The sequence below is a fragment of the Pseudomonas sp. FH1 genome (assembly GCF_000510895.2).
GTDB lineage: Bacteria > Pseudomonadota > Gammaproteobacteria > Pseudomonadales > Pseudomonadaceae > Aquipseudomonas > Aquipseudomonas azotoformans_A.
In genome coordinates this window covers 56,046-77,358 of sequence record NZ_AOHM01000064.1, presented here as the reverse complement: position 1 = coordinate 77,358, position 21,313 = coordinate 56,046, and the positions used below count along the sequence as shown (strand labels likewise).

Below are 21,313 nucleotides of genomic sequence, written 5' to 3'. Positions count from 1 at the left end.
TGCCTTGATGGCGACGAACGGTCTTAGCTCACCTGTAAGATTTTGTGTGCCGAGACCCGTCGCCAGACCAGCCTGGCGACGCTGATCAACCAATTGATCAACGCCACTGCCGTCACACTCAGCAGCAGCGATTGCAGGCCATATTCGACGATGATCCGCCCGGCCAGCAGCGGGAAACCGAACACCCCGACGAAGTACCCGAGGCTGAACAGCAGCAACGCCTGGGACGTGGTGCCGACGGGCGCTTCATTGGCCACCAGTCCGTTGATCACCGAGTACGTCAGCCCATAACCCACGCCCAGGGTGATGGCCGCGAGCAGGTAGCTGAAGGTCCCCGACACCGTGAAGCCGAACATCAACACCGACACCAGCATCAGCCCCGACAATACGCACGCCGAGCGATAGGCATCCCGCTTGACGACAAGCCCGGCAATCAACAAACGGCTGGTAATCGCTGCGCTCAGGAAACCCACGAAAAATAGCGAATAGTCCAGGGAATGCGCCGCTGCATAGCTGGTCTGGAACGAGGACAACCCGCCGAACACACAACCGCCCAGGCCGACCATGATGATCGCGAACACAGCCTTCGATGACAGCACCTGGCGGGTGGCACGCCAGGAGATTTTTGCCACTGCTGCGTCTTGCTTGAGATGAGCACCCAGTCGCCAGAACATCACCACACCGACAAGGCTGGCGCAGGCCGCGATGTAGAACGCGCTGGTCAGCGGCAGCCCCAACGCGCTCGCCGCGCGGCCGAGCAAGGGGCCGGCACCGATCCCGCTCATCATGCTGCCGGACAACAACGCAAAGTACTTCGCCCGCTGTTGCGGTTCTACCAGCAGGGCCACGATGATCGGCCCCAAGGTATAGAACACCCCCCAACCGAGGCCCAGAGCGAGGCCAAACCCCATCAAGCCCTGGCCGAACCCAGGCATCAGTGCAAAACCCAGGCACGCCACCACCAACAGCAGGCCCATTCCCGCAATCGCCCGCGCCGCGCCCAGCGCATCGGCCAGATGCCCGGAGACCACCACGGCCACAAAGGTGCTGAGCATTGCCATGGAGATCACACTGCCTGCATCGTGCTCGTTGCCGCCGCGCGTATGAATCAGCAACGACAACAGAAAGGTCGAGCCGTAAGACAGCGACAATAGAAAACTGGCAAGGCAAAACAGGGCGAACAACGGCGTGCTCACTGCAGATTTGGAATGCATGGGATGGCCTGGAAGTCATTGGCGTTATGCCGGACGTTTTACCATGCACCGCTTGGCCGATTGTTGTGGGGTTGCTGGTGCCAGCGTTACCTGTGGGCGGAGTAAGGGCACGTGGTGAAATTGCACTGCAATCCGTCACGAAAGCGCCTTAGTATGTGTGCTTTGAAATTGCCAAGGCTCGCCCATGACCATCGAGATTCGCCCCGCCGTGCCCAGCGATGCTGCGCAGATCCTGACGTTTATCACCGAGCTTGCCGAGTACGAGAAGGCCCGGCACGAAGTGATCGCCAGCGTGGTGGACATCGAGCGCAGCCTGTTCAGCGAGGGCGCCACCGCCCATGGCCTGATCTGCTTGCGCGACGGCTTGCCGATTGGTTTTGCAGTGTTCTTCTTCAGCTATTCCACCTGGTTGGGCAGCAACTGCCTGTATCTGGAAGACCTTTACATCAACCCGGAACAGCGCGGTGGCGGGGCGGGCAAGAAGCTGCTGCGCCACTTGGCGAAGATCGCCTTTGATAACGGTTGCGGGCGCTTCGAGTGGAGTGTGCTGGACTGGAACGAACCGGCGATTGCCTTCTACAAATCCATCGGCGCCCAGCCCCAGGAAGAGTGGGTGCGCTATCGCATGGAAGGCGACGCACTGCGCGACTTCGCCCTCGGCTGATGGAGAAGGCCCTACAAATAACCGGCGACGATTCGCCGGTTTTTTTGTTTTTATGCTCACTATATGGGACGCAAATTTATATATTGAGATATTTCAAATGATGGGTTTATAGTCGGCTGCATCAGCACTCACTACCAAAAATAAAACAGGTGAAGCGATGCAGGCACAACCCTTGTCACTCCCCGCCGTGCCCGAGCCCACCTACGGCGACCGGCTCAAAGGCAAAGTGGTGATCATCACCGGCGCCGCCCAAGGCATTGGCGAGGCGATCGTCGCGTGTTTCCAGGCGCAGCAGGCGCGGTTGATCATCGCGGATATCCAGGGCGAAAAGGTCGAGAAGGTCGCCGCCCACTGGCGCGAACGCGGCGCTGAGATCTACGCGCAAGCCGTCGACATCACCTCAAAAGACCAATGGCAAGCGCTGGTCAACCTGGCCATCGAGCGCTTCGGCCGGGTGGATGTGCTGGTCAACTGCGCCGGGGTCAATGTGTTCCGCGACCCGCTGGAAATGACCGACGAAGACTGGCGCCGCTGCTTCGCCATCGACCTCGACGGTGCCTGGTTCGGCTGCCGCGCGGTGTTGCCGCACATGATCGAGCAGGGCATCGGCAACATCATCAACATTGCGTCCACCCATTCCAGCCACATCATCCCCGGCTGCTTTCCCTATCCCGTGGCCAAGCACGGCCTGCTTGGCCTGACCCGCGCCCTCGGCATCGAATACGCGCCCAAAGGCATCCGCGTGAACGCCATCGCGCCGGGCTACATCGAAACCCAGCTCAACGTCGACTACTGGAATGGGTTCCCCGACCCCCACGCCGAGCGTCAGCGCGCGTTCGACCTGCACCCGCCCAAGCGCATCGGCCAGCCGGTGGAGGTGGCGATGTCGGCACTGTTCCTGGCGACTGACGAGGCCCCTTTTATCAACGCAACCTGCCTGATGATCGATGGCGGGCGTTCTGTGATGTACCACGACTAAAGCGTTTTCCAATAACAAGAAGGAGGTGGTCCATGTTCAAGAAGACTCTAGGCACCCTGGCGCTGGCAATGGCGTTCAGCAGCGTGGCGCTCGCCGAAGAAGTGAAGATCGGCTTCCTGGTCAAGCAAGCGGAGGAACCCTGGTTCCAGACCGAATGGGCCTTCGCCGAAAAAGCCGGCAAGGACCAAGGTTTCACCGTGATCAAGATTGCCGTGCCGGACGGTGAAAAAACCTTGTCGGCCATCGACACCCTCGCCGCCAACGGCGCCAAGGGCTTCGTGATCTGCCCGCCGGATGTGTCCCTCGGCCCGGCGATCATGGCCAAGGCCAAGCTCAATAACCTCAAGGTGCTGGCGGTGGACGATCGTTTCGTCGACGCCAAGGGCAAGCCCATGGAAGACGTGCCTTACGTCGGCCTGGATGCCTACAAAATCGGCCAGAAACAAGGCGAAGCCATGGCTGCCGAAGCCAAGCATCGCAACTGGGATTGGAAGGAAACCTACGCCGTCATCAACACCTTCGATGAGCTGGAGACCGGCAAGAAACGCACCGACGGTTCGGTCGAAGGCCTCAAGGCTGCCGGCTTGCCCGCCGATCACATCCTGTTCAGCGCGCAGAAAACCCTCGACGTGCCTGGCAGCATGGACGCCACCAACTCGGCCCTGGTGAAACTGCCCAGCGGCGCGAAAAACCTGATCATTGGTGGCATGAACGACAGCACCGTACTGGGCGGTGTGCGCGCCACCGAAAGCGCCGGTTTCAAGGCGGCGAACGTGATCGGCGTCGGCATCAACGGCACCGATGCGATTGAAGAGCTGAAGAAAACCGACACCGGCTTCTACGGCTCAATGCTGCTGAGCCCTGACGCCTCCGGCTACAAAACCGCCAGCGCCATGTTCGAGTGGGTCACCAAGGGCACCGAGCCTGCCAAGTTCACCGCGTTGGACAACGTGACCCTGATCACCCGCGCCAACTTCAAGGAAGAGTTGAGCAAAATCGGGCTGTGGAAATGACCGGCGCGGCCCTGCGTTTCAACGGCATCGGCAAGGAATTTCCCGGTGTGAAAGCCCTGGCGCAGATCAGCTTTGAAGCGCGGCCGCGCGAGGTGCATGCGCTGATGGGCGAGAACGGCGCGGGCAAGTCAACGCTGCTGAAGATCCTCGGCGGCGCCTACCTGCCGAGCAGCGGAACACTGCAGATCGGCGAGCAGACCATGGACTTCAAGTCCGCCGCCGACAGCATTGCCAGCGGCGTGGCGGTGATCCACCAGGAGCTGCACCTGGTGCCGGAAATGACCGTGGCCGAGAACCTGTTCCTTGGGCATTTGCCGACGCGCTTCGGGGTGGTCAACCGCAGCCAGTTACGCAAGCAGGCCCTGGCATGTCTCAAGGGCCTGGCCGATGAAATCGACCCGGACGAAAAGCTCGGTCGACTGTCCCTCGGTCAGCGCCAGCTGGTGGAAATCGCCAAGGCGTTGTCCCGTGGCGCCCATGTGATTGCCTTCGACGAACCCACCAGCAGCTTGTCGGCGCGGGAGATCGACCGCTTGATGGCGATCATCACGCGCCTGCGCGATGAGGGCAAAGTCGTGCTCTATGTGTCGCACCGTATGGAAGAGGTGTTCCGCATCTGCAACGCGGTGACGGTGTTCAAGGATGGCCGTTATGTGCGCACTTTCGACGACATGAAAGCGTTGACCCATGACCAGTTGGTGACGTGCATGGTCGGTCGCGATATCCAGGACATCTACGATTACCGGCCACGGGAACAGGGCAATGTCGCGCTGAAGGTCGACGGCTTGCTTGGCCCAGGCCTGCGTGAGCCGGTCAATCTGCAGGTGCACAAGGGCGAGATTCTCGGCCTGTTCGGACTGGTCGGGGCAGGGCGCACGGAGCTGTTTCGGCTGCTCAGCGGGTTGACCCGCAGCACCGCTGGCAGTCTGGCACTCTGCGGGCAAACGCTGCGCTTGCAGTCACCCCGTGACGCCATCGCAGCCGGCGTGCTGCTGTGCCCGGAAGACCGCAAGAAGGAGGGCATCATTCCGCTGTCCAGCGTGGCCGAGAACATCAACATCAGCGCGCGGGGCGCCCATTCCACCTTCGGCTGGCTGCTGCGCGACGGCTGGGAAACGGCCAACGCCGATCGGCAGATCAAGGCGATGAAGGTCAAGACGCCCAACGCCGAACAGAAAATCATGTACCTCTCCGGCGGCAACCAGCAAAAGGCCATTCTCGGTCGCTGGCTGTCGATGCCGATGAAGGTGCTGCTGTTGGACGAACCGACCCGTGGCATCGACATCGGCGCCAAGTCGGAGATCTACCAGATCATCCACAACCTGGCCGCCAGCGGTATTGCGGTGATCGTGGTGTCCAGCGACCTGATGGAAGTGATGGGCATCAGCGACCGCATTCTGGTGATGAGCGAAGGCGCCCTGACCGGCGAACTGACCCGAGACCAAGCGGACGAGGCTCGGCTGCTGCAACTGGCTCTCCCGCGTTCGCGGGCTTGAAGAATTCGAGGTGAATGATGTCTGAGGTAAAAACTGCAAAGGGCTTCTGGCCGGGTTTCAACCAGCGAAAGTTCCTCGATGACTGGGTGATGTTGCTCGCCGCGTTGAGCATTTTTGTGCTCAGTGCGTTGTTTATCGATAACTTCCTTTCACCGTTGAATATGCGCGGGCTCGGCCTGGCGATTTCCACCGTGGGCATTGCGGCGTGCACCATGCTGTTCTGCCTGGCGTCGGGGCACTTCGACTTGTCGGTGGGCTCGGTGATTGCCTGTGCCGGTGTGGTCGCGGGCATTGTGATCCGCGACACCGACAGTGTGGTGCTCGGCGTGTCCGCTGCGTTGGCCATGGGCCTGGTGGTGGGGCTGATCAACGGCATCGTCATCGCCAAGCTGCGTATCAACGCATTGATCGCGACCTTGGCGACCATGCAGATCGTGCGTGGACTGGCGTACATCTTCTCCAACGGCAAGGCCGTCGGCGTGATGGACGAAGGCTTCTTCGTGTTCGGCAACGGCCAACTGATGGGCGTGCCGGTGCCGATCATCATCACTGTGCTGTGCTTTGTGTTTTTTGGCTGGCTGCTCAACTACACCACCTACGGGCGCAACACCATGGCCATCGGCGGTAACCAGGAAGCGGCGTTGCTGGCTGGCGTAAATGTTGATCGCACCAAGATCATCATCTTTGCCGTGCACGGCTTGATCGGCGCCCTGGCCGGGGTGATCCTCGCCTCGCGCATGACCTCAGGCCAGCCGATGATTGGCCAGGGCTTTGAGCTGACCGTGATCTCGGCGTGCGTCTTGGGCGGCGTGTCGCTGAGCGGCGGCATCGGCATGATCCGTCATGTGATTGCCGGGGTGCTGATTTTGGCGATCATCGAGAATGCGATGAACCTGAAGAACATCGACACCTTTTACCAGTATGTGATCCGCGGTTCGATCCTGCTATTGGCCGTCATCATCGACCGCATGAAGCAGCGCTGATTGGGTCATAATGCTCGCCGTTTTCGTACCACCACATAGGCCCGATATGCAGGAAAACGCCCACACCCCCGTCAAAGACGCCGCCCCCACCGGCACCCAGACCCTGCTGCGTGGCCTGGGCGTGGTGCAAGCGGTGGCGGCCGGTGCGCGGGATCTGAAAGAGATCGCCAAGCGCATCGGCACCACCCGCAGCACCACCCACCGCCTGGCCAGTTGCCTGGTGGAAGAGCGTTACCTGCGGGTGGTGCCACAGGTCGGTTACCTGCTGGGGCCGAAGTTGATCGAGCTGGGTTTCCAGGCGCGGGAAGAGCTGCCGCTGGTGACTCTGGCGATCCCCTATCTGGATGAATTGTCGGCGCTGACCGGCGACACCATCCACTTGGCCATCCGCGAATACGACGACGTGTTGTACCTGCACAAGAACCCCGGCCGCAACGGTCCGGAAATGCGCTCACGGGTCGGCCATCGCATGCCGCTGGCGCGCACCGGGATCGGCAAGGCGTTGCTGCTAGATGACACGGTCGCAGAGTGGCAGCGCCTGTACGAAGTCAGCTTGCCGGCGGGTGGGAAAAGCCTGCAATGGCCGCAGCACCCGGAGCAGTCCTGGGCACAGTTCGAGCAGCGCATGCATGAATACGTGGTGGGCGGTTATGCGTTCGACCTGGAAGACAACGAACCGTCGATCCGTTGCGTGGCCGCTCCGGTGCGCGATGCCAGCCGGCGCATCGTCGCCGGCATCAGCATCGCCAGTACCGTGCCCTACATGCCGCTGGAGAAAATGGCCGAGCTGATTCCTGTGGTCAAACAGGTCGCAGCCCGGCTGTCGGCGGAGTTGGGCGCGAAGGCCTGATCAGGCCTTCAACGTCGCCATGTCGATGACAAAGCGGTACTTCACGTCGCCGGCGATCATGCGGCTGTAGGCTTCGTTGATGTGGCGGATGTCGAGCATTTCGATGTCGCAGGTGATGCCGTGCTCGGCGCAGAAATCCAGGACTTCCTGGGTTTCTGCAATACCACCGATCAACGAACCGGCCAGCACTTTGCGGCCCAGCACCAGCTTGGCGGCGTTGACGGGCGGGTCCACCGGCTCGATCAGGCCGACCAGGATGTGCACGCCGTCAAAGCGCAGCACGTCGAGGTAGGGGTTCAGGTCGTGCTGCACGGGGATGGTGTCCAGCAGGAAGTCGAAGCTGCCGGCGGCGGCTTTCATCTGGGCTTCGTCGGTGGACACGATCACGTGATCGGCGCCCTGGCGACGACCTTCTTCGGCCTTGCTTGCCGAGCGGGTGAACAAGGTCACTTCCGCGCCCATGGCCTTGGCAAACTTGATGCCCATATGGCCGAGGCCGCCCATGCCCAGCACGCCGACTTTATCGCCGGCCTTCACGCCGTAGTGCTTGAGCGGCGAGTAGGTGGTGATGCCGGCGCAGAGGATTGGCGCGGCGCTGGCCAGGTCAAGCTTGGCCGGGATCTTCACCACGAAATGTTCGCTGACCACGATGCTGTTGGAGTAGCCGCCCATGGTGTTGCTGCCATCGACGCGGTCCGGGGTGGCGTAGGTCATGGTCGGGCCTTCGAGGCAGTATTGCTCCAGGTCCGCTTGGCACGCGTCGCAGTGACGGCACGAATCGACCATGCAGCCCACGCCCACCAGGTCACCGACTTTGTGCGCGGTGACGTTGGCGCCAATGGCGGTGACCTTGCCGACGATCTCGTGGCCGGGCATCAGTGGGTACACGGCGATGCCCCACTCGTTGCGCGCCTGGTGGATGTCGGAGTGGCAGACGCCGCAGTACAGGATCTCGATGGCCACGTCATCGACGCGCGGGCTGCGGCGCTGGAACGACATGGGGGCGAGGGGAGTGGTGGCCGACTGGGCGGCGTAACCGATGGCGGTGTACATGGGGAAACCTCGCAAAAGCAATGACAGGTGAGGTGGCGCATTCTCCGCGCCGGGTCCTGATGCGGCCATGGCGATTGCTCCGAGTCTCATGCCTATTCGTCCGGGAGTGCCCCGTGTTTGGATCCTTGTGACGCCAGACCTGCGATGATGTTCTCATCCCCTTTTCGCGAAGTTTTTTGCCATGCTGCTCACCCGCCATCTCGACGCCAACGCCACACTGGTGGCCTTGATTGAGGGGCTTACGCCCTGCGACGGTTTTTCCCCGACGAACCTGCCTGGCGTGCAAGTGCTGCGCGCCAGTTGCGACGTGGCGCGTGGGCCGCAGATCTATGAACCCAGCCTGATGTTCGTGGCCCAGGGCAGCAAAGTCGCCTACCTGGGCCCGCGTACGCTGGAGTATGGTGCCGGGCATTACCTGATCCAGGCGATGCCGGTGCCGTTCGAATGCGAGACGTTTGCCATGGCGTCCTATGCGCCGTTGTACGGCGTCACGGTGGGCATTGACCGCGTGGTGCTGGGGGAACTGGTCATGGCCATGGGCATTCAGGCCGGGCCGCCACCGACGGCGCAGACGCTGGAGTCGATGAGTTCGGTAATGCTCGATGACGCGATGCGCGGCGCCGTAGAACGGTTACTGCAATGCCTGCACGATCCACTGGAAAGTCGGATCATGGGCCCGGCGAGGGTCAGGGAAGTGTTGTTCACCGCATTGCGCGGGCCGCAGGCGGATGTGTTGCGGGCGTTGGTGGAACAGCAGGGGCAGTTTTCGCGGATCGCCACGTCGTTGAATCACTTGCATGCCCATTACGCCGAGCCGCTGAATATCGAGACACTGGCGGGGTACGCGCACATGAGTGCGTCGACGTTTCATGAGCATTTCAAGCGCTGTACGTTGTTGTCGCCGGTGCAGTACCTGAAGCGTTTGCGGTTGCTCAAGGCCCAGCAATTGTTGCTGGTGGACGGCATGGGTGTGGCGCAGGCGGCGCATAGCGTGGGGTATCAGAGTACGTCGCAGTTCAGCCGGGAATATAAACGCTACTTCCTGCGCAATCCCGGCGAAGAGCGCGCCGCATAAAAAAGGCCCCCATTCGGGAGCCTTTTTGTTCAAGCAGCGGGCTTACATGTTCGGGTAAGTCGGCCCACCCGCGCCTTCCGGCGTGACCCAGGTGATGTTCTGCGAAGGGTCCTTGATGTCACAGGTCTTGCAGTGCACGCAGTTCTGGGCGTTGATCTGGAAGCGTTTCTCGCCGTCTTCCTTGGTGATCACTTCATACACGCCAGCCGGGCAGTAGCGCTGCGCCGGTTCATCGTAGAGCGGCAGGTTGGTGCCGATCGGGATGCTCGGGTCTTTCAGCTTCAGGTGGCACGGTTGCTCTTCTTCATGGTTGGTGCTGGAGAGGAACACCGAACTCAGCTTGTCGAAGCTCAGCTTGCCGTCGGGTTTCGGGTAGTCGATCTTCTTGCTGTCCTTGGCCAACTTGAGGCAGGCGTAGTCCGGCTTGGTGTCGTGCAGGGTGAACGGCATCTTGCCGCCCAGGATGTTCTGGTCGAACCAGTTGAAGCCGGCGCCGATGATCGGGCCGAACTTGTGCATTGCCGGGCCGAAGTTGCGGCTGGCGAACAGTTCTTCGTAGAGCCAGCTGGATTTGAAGCTGTCGACGTAAGCGGTCAGTTCATCACCGCCTTCGGATTCGGCGAACAGGCGGTCGGCCACGGCGTCGGCGGCGAGCATGCCAGACTTCATCGCGGTGTGGCTGCCCTTGATCTTGGCGAAGTTCAGGGTGCCGAGGTCGCAACCGATCAATGCGCCACCTTTGAAGACCATCTTCGGCAGCGAGTTCAGGCCGCCTTTGCAGATGGCGCGGGCGCCATAGCTGATGCGCTTGCCGCCTTCCAGGTACTGGGCCAGCACCGGGTGGTGCTTGAGGCGCTGGAACTCATCGAACGGCGACAAAAACGTGTTGCTGTAGGACAGGTCGACGATCAGGCCAACGACTACCTGGTTGTTTTCCAGGTGATAAAGGAACGAGCCGCCGGTGTTTTCGGCGCTCATGATGTCGAGCGGCCAACCGGCGGTGTGCACCACCAGGCCAGGTTGGTGCTTGGCGGGGTCGATTTCCCAGATTTCCTTCAGACCGATGCCGTAGTGCTGGGCGTCGGCGTCGCTGTCCAGGTTGAAGCGCTGGATCAGTTGCTTGCCGATGTGGCCACGGCAACCTTCGGCGAACAGTGTGTACTTGCCGCGCAGTTCCATGCCTGGGGTGTAGACGCCTTCTTTCGGGTTGCCTTCACGGTCGACGCCGAGGTCGCCGGTGATGATCCCGCGCACTACGCCGTTTTCGTCGAACAGCGCTTCCTGGGCAGCGAAGCCTGGGTAGACTTCCACGCCCAGGTTCTCGGCCTGCTGGGCCAGCCAGCGGCACAGGTTGCCCAGGGAGATGATGTAGTTGCCTTCGTTGTGCATGGTCTTGGGCACAAAGAAGTCAGGTACCTTGGTGGAGGCTTCGGGGCTGCGCAGTACATAGATGTCGTCGCGCACCACCGGGGTGTTGAGCGGGGCGCCGAGTTCTTTCCAGTCCGGGAACAGTTCGTTCAGGGCGCGGGGTTCGAACACGGCACCGGAGAGGATATGCGCGCCGACTTCGGAGCCTTTCTCGACCACGCAGACGCTGATTTCCTTACCGGCTTCGGCGGCCTTCTGCTTCAGTCGGCAGGCGGCAGACAGTCCCGCCGGGCCAGCGCCGACGATGACCACGTCGAATTCCATGTATTCGCGTTCCACAGGCTATCTCCTACTCAAGGCTCAACAGGCTTTTTTTTCTAATGGGTGGAGGTTCGGTGTCGTCTTGCGGCAACGGCAAGACCCACCTTTCTCTCTAGGTGGCGCATTATATCTACACCACTGCTAGCGTCCAATACAAACGTTCGTTTGAATTGCCCGCAGGCTAGGTAAATCAAAGTGGTGCGGCTTATGACTGGCTATTTTGCCGTATTGACCAGAATAGGTGTTCCGGTCAATATACGGTCGGTTTTGCGCTAACCGTAGGCAGACTGCAGGTTTCAAGAGCACGTCCAAAAGCAAGACAGGTGGCGCGCGTCCAGACACTGGCGCGCAGTTTACACGCTGCGATAAAGAATGACCTCTCAGTCACCACTGACGAACGGTCATCATTTCCCGTGAGCAAGGTCACCGCCTGCGTTTTTGGAGGTGCCCTTGTGTGCCGATGAGCATCAACCGCCAGGTTCGCCTAGGCGACTTTCTTTTCACCGGAGAGTAACGAGGAATCCATGAAGGTTCTTGTAGCTGTCAAACGCGTTGTCGATTACAACGTGAAAGTTCGCGTCAAGGCGGACAATTCCGGCGTCGACCTTGCTAACGTCAAGATGTCGATGAACCCTTTCTGCGAAATCGCTGTGGAAGAAGCCGTCCGCCTGAAAGAGAAAGGCGTGGCGACTGAAATCGTCGTGGTTTCCATCGGCCCTACCACTGCTCAAGAGCAGCTGCGTACCGCCCTGGCACTGGGTGCCGACCGCGCTATCCTGGTCGAGTCCGCTGAAGACCTGACCTCCCTGGCCGTTGCCAAGCTGCTCAAAGCCGTTGTCGACAAGGAACAGCCTCAACTGGTGATCCTCGGCAAACAGGCCATCGACAGCGACAACAACCAGACTGGCCAGATGCTGGCTGCGCTGACCGGTTACGGCCAGGGCACCTTCGCCTCCAAAGTCGAAGTGAGCGGCGACAGCGTGGCTGTGACCCGTGAAATCGACGGCGGCGCGCAGACCGTTTCCCTGAAACTGCCGGCCATCGTCACCACCGACCTGCGTTTGAACGAGCCGCGCTACGCGTCCCTGCCAAACATCATGAAAGCCAAGAAGAAGCCGCTTGAGTCGGTCACTCCTGAAGCTTTGGGCGTTTCCACCGCCTCCACCAACAAGACCATCAAGGTTGAAGCACCGGCTGCACGCAGCGCGGGCATCAAGGTCAAGTCGGTGGCCGAACTGGTCGAGAAACTGAAAAACGAAGCGAAGGTAATCTGATCATGACTATCTTGGTAATCGCTGAACACGACAACAAGGTAGTGGCCCCGGCCACCCTGAACACCGTGGCTGCCGCTGCGAAAATCGGTGGTGATATCCACGTGCTGGTTGCAGGTCAGGGCGCTGGCGCCGTGGCTGAGGCCGCTGCGAAAATCGCTGGTGTGAGCAAGGTGCTGCTGGCCGACAACGCCGCGTACGCTCACCAACTGCCGGAAAACGTTGCCCCTCTGGTTGCAGAGCTGGGCGCTGGCTACAGCCACATCCTGGCTGCCGCTACCTCCAACGGCAAAAACATCCTGCCACGCGTTGCCGCGCAGCTGGACGTTGACCAGATCTCCGAGATCATCTCGGTTGAAAGCGCCGACACCTTCAAGCGCCCGATCTACGCCGGTAACGCCATCGCTACCGTACAGTCCAACGCTTCGGTCAAAGTCATCACCGTGCGTGCCACCGGTTTCGACCCGGTTGCCGCCGAAGGTGGTTCGGCTGCCGTTGAAGCCGTCGCGGCTGCCCACGACGCTGGCACTTCCAGCTTTGTTGGCGAAGAGCTGGCCAAGTCGGATCGTCCTGAGCTGACCGCTGCCAAGATCGTCGTGTCCGGCGGGCGTGGCATGCAGAACGGTGACAACTTCAAGCACCTGTACGCCCTGGCCGACAAGCTGGGCGCTGCGGTCGGCGCTTCCCGCGCGGCCGTCGACGCAGGTTTCGTACCCAACGATATGCAGGTCGGCCAGACCGGCAAGATCGTTGCGCCACAGCTGTACATCGCCGTCGGTATCTCCGGCGCGATCCAGCACTTGGCCGGTATGAAAGACTCCAAAGTGATCGTTGCGATCAACAAGGACGAAGAAGCACCAATCTTCCAGGTGGCTGATTACGGCCTAGTGGCGGACTTGTTCGAAGCTGTACCTGAGCTGGAGAAGCTGGTCTAAACCAGCGGCTTCACTTATAAAGAGCCCGGTCCTTGTGACCGGGCTTTTTTTTGACTTGGAGACACACGCCATGGAATTGCGCCCTTGGGCGGTACTGCTGGGCCTCACATTGCTGCCGACGCTGTCGCTGGCCGCCGGCAAATGCGATCGCCTGGTGATCACCGGCAGCCCGGATGCGCCGCCGTTGCTCTGGCGCGACCCGCAAGACCCCACGCACCTGATCGGCGCCACCGCCGATGTGTTGCAACAAGTGGGCAAGGACCTCGGCTTGAAAATCGACCTGCTCTACGGTGGCAAGCGCTCCCTGGCCCTGGAGGAAGTGCGCAGCGGGCGCATGGACATCCTCGCCGACGCACCGCTGAACCTGGGTGAGCTGGAAACCCTCGATTACATCCACCCAGCCTTGGTGCAACTCGACTACCTGGTGTGGACGCGCAAGGACTCGGCGCTGGCCTATGCCACAGCCGCCGACCTGCACGGGCACAAAGGCGCGGTGTCGGAACGTGCGCGTTTGAGCGCGGCCTTCGAAACCTTCGCCGGTGAGCAACTGAGCCTGCAACGCCTGCCGTCGCTGACGCCGGCGTTCCAGAAGCTGCTGCTGGGTGAAGTCGACTACGTGCTGGCCGGGCGTTATTCCGGCATGGCCATGGCGCAGACCCTGGGCATGAGCAACGACCTGATGGCCCGCGATATCCCAATCGACCAGCCGGGCCTGTACCTGGCGATTTCCCACAACTCGGCCTGCAATGATCCGTGGCTACGCGGACAGCTGGCCAAAAAGATGACAGAATTGCCCGCGTCCGGTGTGGCGCAAGCTGCGTTGCAGAGCAATCTGGAGCGCTGGAAAGCGCAATTGCAGCAACCCGTCGGCACCCCAACAAAGTAGGGATTTTCAGTGACTCTTCGACCTCTTTTCGCGGCCCTCGCCGTTGTCGCTCTGGCGGGATGTGCAGCCGATCCTGCGCCGAATGAACAAATGCGCCTCACCCAGCAAGCCCTGGAGCAAGCCAGTGCCGTGGGGGCCAACGCGGATGAATCGCCCGAATTGAAACTGGCCGAAGCCAAGTTCGCCCGGGCCAAGTCGAGCATGGCCGACCAATCCTACAAAAATGCCCGTATGCGTTTCGAGCAATCCGAGCTGGACGCACGCCTGGCCGAAGCCAAGGTGCTGACGCGCAAGAGCCAGGAACAACTGAACGTGCTCAACAGCCGTATTACCCGCCTGCGCAAGCAATTGCAGTTGGGGGAAGCCCAATGAGCCCGATGATCCGTAGTTTGAGCTGTGCGGTGCTGTTGGGCACCGCCGTGTTGGGCGGTTGCGCCAGCCATCCCGACAGCGAGCAGGCCTTGCAGCAGGCAGGTAACGACTTCCAGCAAGTCAAGGAAGACGCCAACGTGCTGCGCTTTGCGCCCAAGGACGTGATCCGCGCCGGTGAATCCCTGGCCCGTGCCGACCGTTTGTCCAGCTACTGGGGCAGCGGCGCCGACGTGGTGCATTACGCCTACCTGAGCCAGCGCTACAGTGCGATTGCTCGCGAACACACCGAGCAGGGGCTGAACGAAGAACGCCGCGTCAAGCTCGAACTGGAGCGTCAGCGCCTGCAATTGGCCCTGCGTGAAAACAAGCTGACCAGTGTGCAGCAACAGGGCAAGTGGCTGGAAGAACAGATCGCCAGCCTGGCCACTACCCAGACCGATCGCGGCCTGGTGATGACCCTGGGCGATGTGCTGTTCGATACCGGTGAAGCAGAGCTGAAAAACTCAGCCAACCGCACGGTGCTGAAAATCGTACAGTTCCTGCAACTCAACCCTAAGCGCGTGGTGCGCATCGAGGGTTATGCCGACAACACCGGTGGCGAACGCGAAAACCTCAAACTGTCGCGTGACCGCGCGCAGTCGGTGGCGGATGTGCTGGTCGACCTGGGGATCGACGAAAAACGCATCCAGGTCGAAGGCTACGGCGACCAGTATCCTGTCGAAGCCAACGCCTCCGAGCGGGGCCGGGCGCAGAACCGTCGGGTGGAAATTGTGTTCTCGGATGAGAAAGGTCAATTGGGCGCCGCTCGATAAACCTGCCTTCTCCCATCAGCCCGGGTTTATCCCGGGTTTTTGTTGCCTGTAACTCCATGACCCAACCCTTACAGTTTTTGCTGTCACTCCAACGCGCGCTCGACTATTGTGGCAACTGTCCCCGTACACTTCTAAACTGTGCCGGTATGTTTCACACAAAAATAAAATACCCGTGAAATCGAGTGCTGCGTCATGACCAATCTGTTGCTTTACCAACGTATCGCCCAGCAACTGGCTGAGGATATCCGCCGCGGTGTCTATCAACCGGGCGAGCGCGTGCCTTCGGTGCGCAAGATGAGCTCGCAGTTGAACGTGAGCCACGCCACGGTGTTGCAGGCCTACGCCAACCTGGAAGACCAGGGCCTGATCCGGGCGCGGCCGCAGTCCGGCTATTACGTGCACCAGACGCCAGCACTCACCGCGCCGACGCCGGACATCGCCCGGGTCGAACGCCCGGGCTTGGTCACCCGCAGCAGCATCATCCAGCAGGTATTGGGCGAGTCGCGCCGTGAAGGCGTGTTCCCACTGGGCGCCGCCGTGCCGAGCGTGGACTACTTGCCAGTACGTGCGCTACATCAGCAACTGGCCAAGGTCACGCGCTTCCAGAGCCCACGGGCATTCAGTTACATGTTCAGCCCCGGTTTCGAACCGCTGCGCCGTCAGGTGGCGATCCGCATGCGCGATGCGGGCGTGGTGGTGGACCCTTCCGAAGTGGTGATCACCCACGGTTGCGTCGATGCGTTGCAGATGTCGCTGCGCGTGCTGACGCGGCCGGGCGACCTGATTGCCGCAGAGTCACCGACCTATTACGGCTTGCTGCAACTGGCCGACCTGTTGGGCCTTAAAGTCATCGAGATCCCCAGCGATCCGTCCACCGGCATGAGCCTGGAAGCCCTGCAACTGGCGGCCAACCAATGGTCGATCAAGGCGTTGGTGTTAACCACGCGCCTGAGTAACCCGCTGGGCGGCACCATGCCTGAAGAACGGCAGAAACAGTTGCTGCGCCTGGCGTCGGACTTCGATATCCAGATTGTCGAGGACGATATCTACGGCGAGCTGATGTTCGAACTGGGCCGCACCAAGGCCCTGAAGGCCTATGACCGCCTGGATCGGGTGATCTATTGCTCCAGTTTTTCCAAGACGCTGTCCCCCGGCGTGCGCATCGGCTGGATGATCGCCGGCAAGTACCAGCAGGAAATCCAGCGCTTGCAGATGTTCAGCACCCACTCCGCGTGCAGCGTCACGCAGATGGGCGTCGCCGCGTACCTGGAGAACGGCGGCTACGATCGCCACCTGCGTTACATCCGTCAGGAGTACCGCAAGAACCTCAGCGCCTTCCAACTGGCCGTGCAGCAATATTTCCCGGAAGGCACACAGATGACGCGTCCGACCGGCGGTTTCATCCTGTGGGTCAGTTTGCCCGGACGGGTCAATACCCAGGAACTGCACGTGCGCGCACTGCAACAGGGCATCAGCATCGCGCCGGGGCTGATTTTCAGTAATACCGAACAGTTCAACCACTGTATTCGCCTCAACTGCGGTACGCCGTGGAACCGCGAGGCAGAGCGTGCGCTCATGACTTTGGGGATGCTGGCGAGTCAGTTGTGCCAGGAGACGGCAGCCGGACTGTGACGCTCAGAACGGGGACAAATCCTATAGCACGCTAATCACCGCGCTTGTCATGCCGCGCACAACAAGCGAGCATATGGCCCTCTGCCGTTAATGCTGTAGGCAATATGACTTCGATTGTTCGCGCGGTTTTGGTGATTGGCTTGTTAAGCCTGTGCAACGTCGGCACAGCGCTGGCGGCAGCCCCTGTGAGCGAAACGAAGCCCGCCGCCAGTACCGAGCAGAAGACCCCCGCGAAAAAGCCAGCCCCCGTAAAACAAGCGCCAACGGTGAAAAAAACCACCGCCGCCGCCAAGAAACGTGCGGCCAGTAAGTCCAAGGCGTCCCGCGAAGTGACGCAGACGCAATTGCCACCGGCACAGTTAGACCTGTCGCTGCCGTCGGACATGGTCAGGCACTTGCAGCCTATCGGCACCATGCCCAAACCCAAAAGCGTGCCCCTGTTGCCGCCGATGTTCGGCGAGAAGCCCACCGACAACAGCGCCTTCCAGATCAATGGCCGCTTGCTCAGCAATGAAATGAAGCTGCAATTGCGCAACGAAGAACGGCGCGAAGTGGAAGGCGCGGCGTTGGAATTCGAATTCAAGCAGTAAACTTTTCCCACAAAGGTGACGTCGACCGCCGACCATGTGTCGGAGACTGGTCAGTCACTTTTGTTTTCTGCGAAAAACTCCTGTTAGACCATTTTAAAACGGCTGTTTTAGGGCGTACTCTAGCCCGGCCATCCACATTGAGTCGTCGAGGACCTGCTGGTCATGAATTGCCGTGAAGGCTGTGGCGCATGCTGCATCGCCCCCTCCATCAGTTCGCCATTACCCGGAATGCCACAGGGCAAACCGGCGGGCGTTCGCTGTGTGCACCTGTCGGTCGAACTGCTATGCCAGATTTTCGGCCAACCGGAGCGACCGGCAGTGTGCAGTGATTTCAAGGCGGATCTCGAGGTCTGCGGCACCGACCAGGCCGATGCGATCCGCTTGATCGGCTGGTGGGAGCAGATGACGGCGGCTTGATGGGCTTTACTATCGGAACTTTTTTTCGGAACTTCGACAATAAGGAATACAACAATGGGTTCGCTGAAACGAATGGCTGTGGTGTGCGGGTTTACGGTGTTGTTTGCTGCCACTGCCCAGGCTGAGGATTGGCAAGTCGCCAAGGACGAAGACGGTATCAAGGTGTCCCTGAGCGAAATTGCCGGCTCCAAATACAAGGCGTATCGCGGTGTGACCGTGATCAAGGCGCCAGTAGCCAAAATCGTCGCACTCCAGGAAGACGTCGCCGGTGCCTGTGCCTGGATCCACGAGTGCAAGTCCCAGAAGCTTGTCGACAAAAAAGGCGACGAGAGCTGGACCTACACCCAATTCAAAGCCCCGTTCCCTGTGACGGATCGTGATTCCTACCTGCACATCACCACCACCAAGGCGGCCGACGGCACGTTGACCCGTAAGCTGGAAGGCGTGCCGACCTACAAGCCGGAAGAAAAAGGCTACGTACGTGTCGCCCAGGTCGACGGCTTCTGGAAACTGGTGCCTAAGGGCGACAACCAGACCGAAGTCACCTACCAGGTTCACACCGAGCCAGGCGGCAGCGTGCCCTCGTGGCTGGCCAACAAGTTCGTGGTGGACGCGCCGTTCAACACCTTGAAAGCCTTGAAAGAACACGCTGAGAAGTAAGCGCAGCTGATCAGGTGTCTCCTACCTTGGGTGGAACGTTTGCCGAGCCCCCAAGGTCCAGATAGAGGTAAGCCCACACACGGGTTTTATCGAGGAGGCACCGATGCAAAAGTGGCAGATTACCTTCGTTGATGATCACGGCGTGAAGTCCGTCGAGCAGTTCACCTGCGAGCAGAAGCCCAGCCTCGAAGATGCGGCACACATGATTCGCAACAAGCTGGTGCCCGTTGCCGCCGAGTTGGACCTCAATGACCTTGAGGGCCGCAAGCCCGAGCCTACGGTCAAGATCCTCAAAGACCAGAACAGTATCCAGATCCTCGACATCTCTCCCGCCGCCTGAACATTCCCTGTCCACCCTTCAAGCACCTCTGGTGGAGGTGATAGCTTCGCGCTACTCTGCAAGTGAGATCAGCGAATGAATCGCTAGTTCTGGTCTTGTCAGCTACATGCTTGTTTTCCAGCGGTGATGTTGTTGCCGTAGTTCCCACGCCAGTAAGGCGTGGGCTTCGGGAAGCACGGAAAGTCTATCCATCAATTCGAGGAGCACTTTTCATGAGCACAGCCTATCAAGAAGACATCAGCACCAACGTTCTGCGCCGCATGAAAGAAGGCGGTTTCGACTTCTCGCGTTTCCACCCCATCGAGTTCTACGCCATTTTCCCGGATGAGGAACGTGCGCGCCGGGCTGCGGGTGAGTTTCGTGGGGAATCCCTGAATGCCCAGGTCAGTGCGCGCGACGATGGCGCCTGGTACCTGGAGCTGAGCAAGATCATGTCCGCTACCTACGACGGCATTGGCGACTTCGAGCAAGACTTTGGGGCTGTGGTCGAGCCGCTGGGCGGGATCATCGAGGGATGGGGCGTGAAGCAGGAGGTGCGTGGGTTACCCATGTAGCAGCTTGAAGTATGAGAAACACAGCGTATCGGCTGACCTTTGGGTCGGCCGATTTTGTTTGTGCCGTGGGAAAATATTCGGAACTTGCGCGCGATTTTTGCGCACCAAAAAAAAGGCCACCCAAGAGGGTGGCTTAAAGGGAAGAGCGGTTCGCTGAAACTGTAGGACGAGTCCTGTTCAGCAGATGGGGCCGATTATCCGCAGGCTTGGCCGGGCAGTGAAATCAACTCTGACTATGCTGTTGATAGTCAAAGCCCGCATTGCGATGAAGCGTCGGGCGATGCACCGGGCATTCTGCGCACCAGGACGGTGCGACTGGATTCTGGTTTTAATTCAACTCACTGATTTTTAAGTGTTTATGCCGCTGGCACGGGCCTTGCGATGGTTCTAGCGCCCGGGTGACAAGGAGTTCGGCATGATCCGCACTTATTACGATGAAATGTACGATGGGGCAGGCCAGGTCCGGCCTCATTACCGCGAGTTCGCCCGTTGGTTGGCCGAAACCCCTGCTGAATTGCTGGCTCAGCGCCGGCGGGAAGCCGATTTGCTGTTTCACCGTGCCGGGATCACCTTCACGCTTTACGGGGACGAGCAGGGTACGGAGCGGTTGATTCCCTTCGATACCATCCCGCGCAGTATCCCTGCCAGCGAATGGCGGATTGTCGAGCGCGGCTGTATTCAGCGGGTCAAGGCGCTGAACATGTTTCTCGCCGACCTGTACCACGAACAACGCATCATCAAGGCCGGAATCATCCCCGCTGAACAGGTGCTGGCCAACGAGCAATACCAGTTGGCGATGCAGGGGCTGGACCTGCACCGCGACCTCTATTCCCACTTCTCCGGCGTCGACCTCGTACGCGACGGTGACGGCACGTACTACGTGCTGGAAGACAACCTGCGTACGCCGAGCGGCGTCAGCTACATGCTCGAAGACCGCAAGATGATGATGCGCCTGTTCCCCGAGCTGTTCGCCGCCCAGCGAATCGCACCTATCGATCACTATCCCAACTTGCTGCTCGACACCTTGAAAAGCTCCAGCCCCCTGGATAACCCCAGCGTGGTTGTATTGACGCCAGGTCGCTTCAACAGTGCGTTCTTCGAGCATGCGTTCCTGGCCCGTGAAATGGGCGTGGAACTGGTGGAGGGCGCCGACCTGTTCGTGCGTGATGACCGCGTCTTCATGCGCACCACTGACGGGCCCAAGGCCGTGGATGTGATCTACCGTCGTCTGGATGACGCGTTCCTCGACCCGTTGGCCTTCAACCCCGAATCCATGCTCGGCGTGCCGGGACTGCTCGCGGCTTATCGCTCTGGCAATGTGGTATTGGCCAATGCCATCGGCACCGGCGTGGCGGATGACAAGTCGGTGTACCCCTTCGTCACCGAGATGATCCGTTTTTACCTGGACGAAGAGCCGATCCTGAAGAATGTTCCTACCTTCCAGTGCCGTAAGCCCGACGAATTGTCCCACGTGCTGGCCAACCTGCCGGACCTGGTGGTGAAGGAAACCCAAGGCTCCGGCGGCTACGGCATGCTGGTGGGCCCAGCGTCCACTGCGGCGGAAATCGAAGCCTTCCGCGCCCGGATCAAGGCCAAGCCCCACGCCTATATCGCCCAACCGACCCTGTGTTTATCCACCTGCCCGACCTTTGTCGAAAACGGCATTGCGCCGCGTCATATCGATCTGCGTCCGTTCGTGTTATCCGGCAAGGAAACCCGTGTGGTCCCCGGCGGCTTGACCCGCGTGGCGTTGCGTGAGGGCTCGCTGGTGGTCAATTCGTCCCAGGGTGGCGGCACCAAAGACACCTGGGTGGTGGAGGACTGATGC

22 protein-coding genes are annotated in these 21,313 nt (G+C 60.5%); 19 read left to right on the top strand and 3 right to left on the bottom strand.

Translation table 11 applies throughout. The annotated features are described in order from the left end of the window. Positions 1-23: 23 nt before the first annotated feature. Positions 24-1,214 carry an MFS transporter gene (locus H096_RS20735; protein ID WP_033901252.1) on the bottom strand — a complete coding sequence of 397 codons (1,191 nt, stop codon included), beginning with the start codon at positions 1,212-1,214 and terminating at the stop codon, positions 24-26. Positions 1,215-1,398: 184 nt separating this feature from the next. Between H096_RS20735 and H096_RS20730 the strand changes: the two genes are divergently transcribed. The 6 genes from H096_RS20730 (at position 1,399) to H096_RS20705 (ending at position 7,199) form a co-directional block, all read left to right on the top strand. After that, positions 1,399-1,878 carry a GNAT family N-acetyltransferase gene (locus H096_RS20730; RefSeq protein ID WP_010208407.1) on the top strand — a complete coding sequence of 160 codons (480 nt, stop codon included), beginning with the start codon at positions 1,399-1,401 and terminating at the stop codon, positions 1,876-1,878. 157 nt (positions 1,879-2,035) lie between these two features. Next, complete coding sequence (locus H096_RS20725) at positions 2,036-2,857, top strand: SDR family oxidoreductase (protein WP_033901251.1); 822 nt, start codon at positions 2,036-2,038, stop codon at positions 2,855-2,857. Positions 2,858-2,889: 32 nt separating this feature from the next. Beyond that, entirely contained in the window at positions 2,890-3,870 is a 981-nt protein-coding gene (locus H096_RS20720) for a substrate-binding domain-containing protein (RefSeq protein WP_033901250.1), read from the top strand. Beyond that, positions 3,867-5,366 carry an L-arabinose ABC transporter ATP-binding protein AraG gene (gene araG / locus H096_RS20715; protein WP_033901249.1) on the top strand — a complete coding sequence of 500 codons (1,500 nt, stop codon included), beginning with the start codon at positions 3,867-3,869 and terminating at the stop codon, positions 5,364-5,366. Before H096_RS20720 ends, araG begins: the two co-directional genes overlap by 4 nt. Positions 5,367-5,383: 17 nt before the next feature. Then, a complete protein-coding gene (araH, locus tag H096_RS20710) occupies positions 5,384-6,349 on the top strand; it encodes an L-arabinose ABC transporter permease AraH (RefSeq protein ID WP_028617559.1) in 966 nt (321 codons plus the stop codon). 46 nt (positions 6,350-6,395) lie between these two features. Next, the gene (locus H096_RS20705; protein ID WP_016979999.1) at positions 6,396-7,199 is read left to right on the top strand and encodes an IclR family transcriptional regulator; all 804 of its coding nucleotides are present in this window, start codon (positions 6,396-6,398) and stop codon (positions 7,197-7,199) included. On the opposite strand, the gene H096_RS20700 is transcribed toward H096_RS20705, so the two are convergent. After that, positions 7,200-8,252, bottom strand: a complete 1,053-nt coding sequence (locus tag H096_RS20700) for an NAD(P)-dependent alcohol dehydrogenase (protein ID WP_033901248.1) — start codon at positions 8,250-8,252, stop codon at positions 7,200-7,202. It abuts the gene before it with no gap. Between the two features lie 181 nt (positions 8,253-8,433). Here H096_RS20700 and H096_RS20695 point away from each other — a divergent pair, with 181 nt between their 5' ends. Further along, positions 8,434-9,327, top strand: a complete 894-nt coding sequence (locus H096_RS20695) for an AraC family transcriptional regulator (RefSeq protein ID WP_033901247.1) — start codon at positions 8,434-8,436, stop codon at positions 9,325-9,327. Positions 9,328-9,369: 42 nt separating this feature from the next. Here H096_RS20695 and H096_RS20690 read toward each other — a convergent pair whose 3' ends face one another. After that, positions 9,370-11,034 carry an electron transfer flavoprotein-ubiquinone oxidoreductase gene (locus tag H096_RS20690; protein ID WP_016980002.1) on the bottom strand — a complete coding sequence of 555 codons (1,665 nt, stop codon included), beginning with the start codon at positions 11,032-11,034 and terminating at the stop codon, positions 9,370-9,372. 506 nt (positions 11,035-11,540) lie between these two features. Here H096_RS20690 and H096_RS20685 point away from each other — a divergent pair. From H096_RS20685 to H096_RS20630, 12 genes are all read left to right on the top strand, one after another. Next, on the top strand, positions 11,541-12,290 hold the full coding sequence (locus tag H096_RS20685) for an electron transfer flavoprotein subunit beta/FixA family protein (protein ID WP_033901246.1): 750 nt from the start codon (positions 11,541-11,543) through the stop codon (positions 12,288-12,290). A 2-nt stretch (positions 12,291-12,292) separates the two neighbouring features. After that, complete coding sequence (locus H096_RS20680) at positions 12,293-13,222, top strand: FAD-binding protein (RefSeq protein ID WP_016980004.1); 930 nt, start codon at positions 12,293-12,295, stop codon at positions 13,220-13,222. A gap of 70 nt (positions 13,223-13,292) precedes the next feature. Then, entirely contained in the window at positions 13,293-14,108 is an 816-nt protein-coding gene (locus tag H096_RS20675; protein ID WP_033901245.1) for a transporter substrate-binding domain-containing protein, read from the top strand. 9 nt (positions 14,109-14,117) lie between these two features. Next, entirely contained in the window at positions 14,118-14,480 is a 363-nt protein-coding gene (locus tag H096_RS20670; protein WP_033901244.1) for a DUF4398 domain-containing protein, read from the top strand. Continuing rightward, positions 14,477-15,292, top strand: a complete 816-nt coding sequence (locus H096_RS20665; protein WP_033901243.1) for an OmpA family protein — start codon at positions 14,477-14,479, stop codon at positions 15,290-15,292. The genes H096_RS20670 and H096_RS20665 overlap by 4 nt, the downstream gene beginning before the upstream one ends. Before the next feature lie 192 nt (positions 15,293-15,484). Beyond that, positions 15,485-16,924 (top strand): PLP-dependent aminotransferase family protein, encoded by a 1,440-nt coding sequence (locus H096_RS20660; protein ID WP_015885400.1) that lies wholly within the window; start codon positions 15,485-15,487, stop codon positions 16,922-16,924. A 104-nt stretch (positions 16,925-17,028) separates the two neighbouring features. Beyond that, positions 17,029-17,514, top strand: a complete 486-nt coding sequence (locus H096_RS20655) for a hypothetical protein (protein ID WP_033901242.1) — start codon at positions 17,029-17,031, stop codon at positions 17,512-17,514. A gap of 162 nt (positions 17,515-17,676) precedes the next feature. Further along, entirely contained in the window at positions 17,677-17,931 is a 255-nt protein-coding gene (locus tag H096_RS20650) for a YkgJ family cysteine cluster protein (RefSeq protein ID WP_016979374.1), read from the top strand. A gap of 54 nt (positions 17,932-17,985) precedes the next feature. Then, positions 17,986-18,591, top strand: a complete 606-nt coding sequence (locus H096_RS20645; protein WP_033901241.1) for an START domain-containing protein — start codon at positions 17,986-17,988, stop codon at positions 18,589-18,591. Between the two features lie 103 nt (positions 18,592-18,694). Beyond that, a complete protein-coding gene (locus tag H096_RS20640) occupies positions 18,695-18,931 on the top strand; it encodes a hypothetical protein (protein WP_025999984.1) in 237 nt (78 codons plus the stop codon). 212 nt (positions 18,932-19,143) lie between these two features. Then, a complete protein-coding gene (locus tag H096_RS20635; protein ID WP_010208429.1) occupies positions 19,144-19,485 on the top strand; it encodes a ribonuclease E inhibitor RraB in 342 nt (113 codons plus the stop codon). A gap of 415 nt (positions 19,486-19,900) precedes the next feature. Beyond that, positions 19,901-21,310, top strand: coding sequence for a circularly permuted type 2 ATP-grasp protein (locus H096_RS20630; RefSeq protein ID WP_033901240.1), 1,410 nt, complete (start codon positions 19,901-19,903; stop codon positions 21,308-21,310). The last annotated feature ends 3 nt before the right edge of the window (positions 21,311-21,313 follow it).

Bases quoted from the DNA above. Each gene is read 5' to 3' on its own strand.
- H096_RS20705 (WP_016979999.1), top strand. From the start codon at position 6,396: ATGCAGGAAAACGCCCACACCCCCGTCAAAGACGCCGCCCCCACCGGC.
- H096_RS20650 (WP_016979374.1), top strand. From the start codon at position 17,677: ATGAATTGCCGTGAAGGCTGTGGCGCATGCTGCATCGCCCCCTCCATC.
- H096_RS20635 (WP_010208429.1), top strand. From the start codon at position 19,144: ATGAGCACAGCCTATCAAGAAGACATCAGCACCAACGTTCTGCGCCGC.
- H096_RS20660 (WP_015885400.1), top strand. From the start codon at position 15,485: ATGACCAATCTGTTGCTTTACCAACGTATCGCCCAGCAACTGGCTGAG.
- H096_RS20655 (WP_033901242.1), top strand. From the start codon at position 17,029: ATGACTTCGATTGTTCGCGCGGTTTTGGTGATTGGCTTGTTAAGCCTG.
- H096_RS20630 (WP_033901240.1), top strand. From the start codon at position 19,901: ATGATCCGCACTTATTACGATGAAATGTACGATGGGGCAGGCCAGGTC.
- H096_RS20725 (WP_033901251.1), top strand. From the start codon at position 2,036: ATGCAGGCACAACCCTTGTCACTCCCCGCCGTGCCCGAGCCCACCTAC.
- H096_RS20640 (WP_025999984.1), top strand. From the start codon at position 18,695: ATGCAAAAGTGGCAGATTACCTTCGTTGATGATCACGGCGTGAAGTCC.
- H096_RS20680 (WP_016980004.1), top strand. From the start codon at position 12,293: ATGACTATCTTGGTAATCGCTGAACACGACAACAAGGTAGTGGCCCCG.
- H096_RS20720 (WP_033901250.1), top strand. From the start codon at position 2,890: ATGTTCAAGAAGACTCTAGGCACCCTGGCGCTGGCAATGGCGTTCAGC.
- H096_RS20665 (WP_033901243.1), top strand. From the start codon at position 14,477: ATGAGCCCGATGATCCGTAGTTTGAGCTGTGCGGTGCTGTTGGGCACC.
- H096_RS20685 (WP_033901246.1), top strand. From the start codon at position 11,541: ATGAAGGTTCTTGTAGCTGTCAAACGCGTTGTCGATTACAACGTGAAA.
- H096_RS20645 (WP_033901241.1), top strand. From the start codon at position 17,986: ATGGGTTCGCTGAAACGAATGGCTGTGGTGTGCGGGTTTACGGTGTTG.
- H096_RS20735 (WP_033901252.1), bottom strand. From the start codon at position 1,214: ATGCATTCCAAATCTGCAGTGAGCACGCCGTTGTTCGCCCTGTTTTGC.
- araH (WP_028617559.1), top strand. From the start codon at position 5,384: ATGTCTGAGGTAAAAACTGCAAAGGGCTTCTGGCCGGGTTTCAACCAG.
- H096_RS20675 (WP_033901245.1), top strand. From the start codon at position 13,293: ATGGAATTGCGCCCTTGGGCGGTACTGCTGGGCCTCACATTGCTGCCG.
- H096_RS20700 (WP_033901248.1), bottom strand. From the start codon at position 8,252: ATGTACACCGCCATCGGTTACGCCGCCCAGTCGGCCACCACTCCCCTC.
- H096_RS20695 (WP_033901247.1), top strand. From the start codon at position 8,434: ATGCTGCTCACCCGCCATCTCGACGCCAACGCCACACTGGTGGCCTTG.
- H096_RS20730 (WP_010208407.1), top strand. From the start codon at position 1,399: ATGACCATCGAGATTCGCCCCGCCGTGCCCAGCGATGCTGCGCAGATC.
- araG (WP_033901249.1), top strand. From the start codon at position 3,867: ATGACCGGCGCGGCCCTGCGTTTCAACGGCATCGGCAAGGAATTTCCC.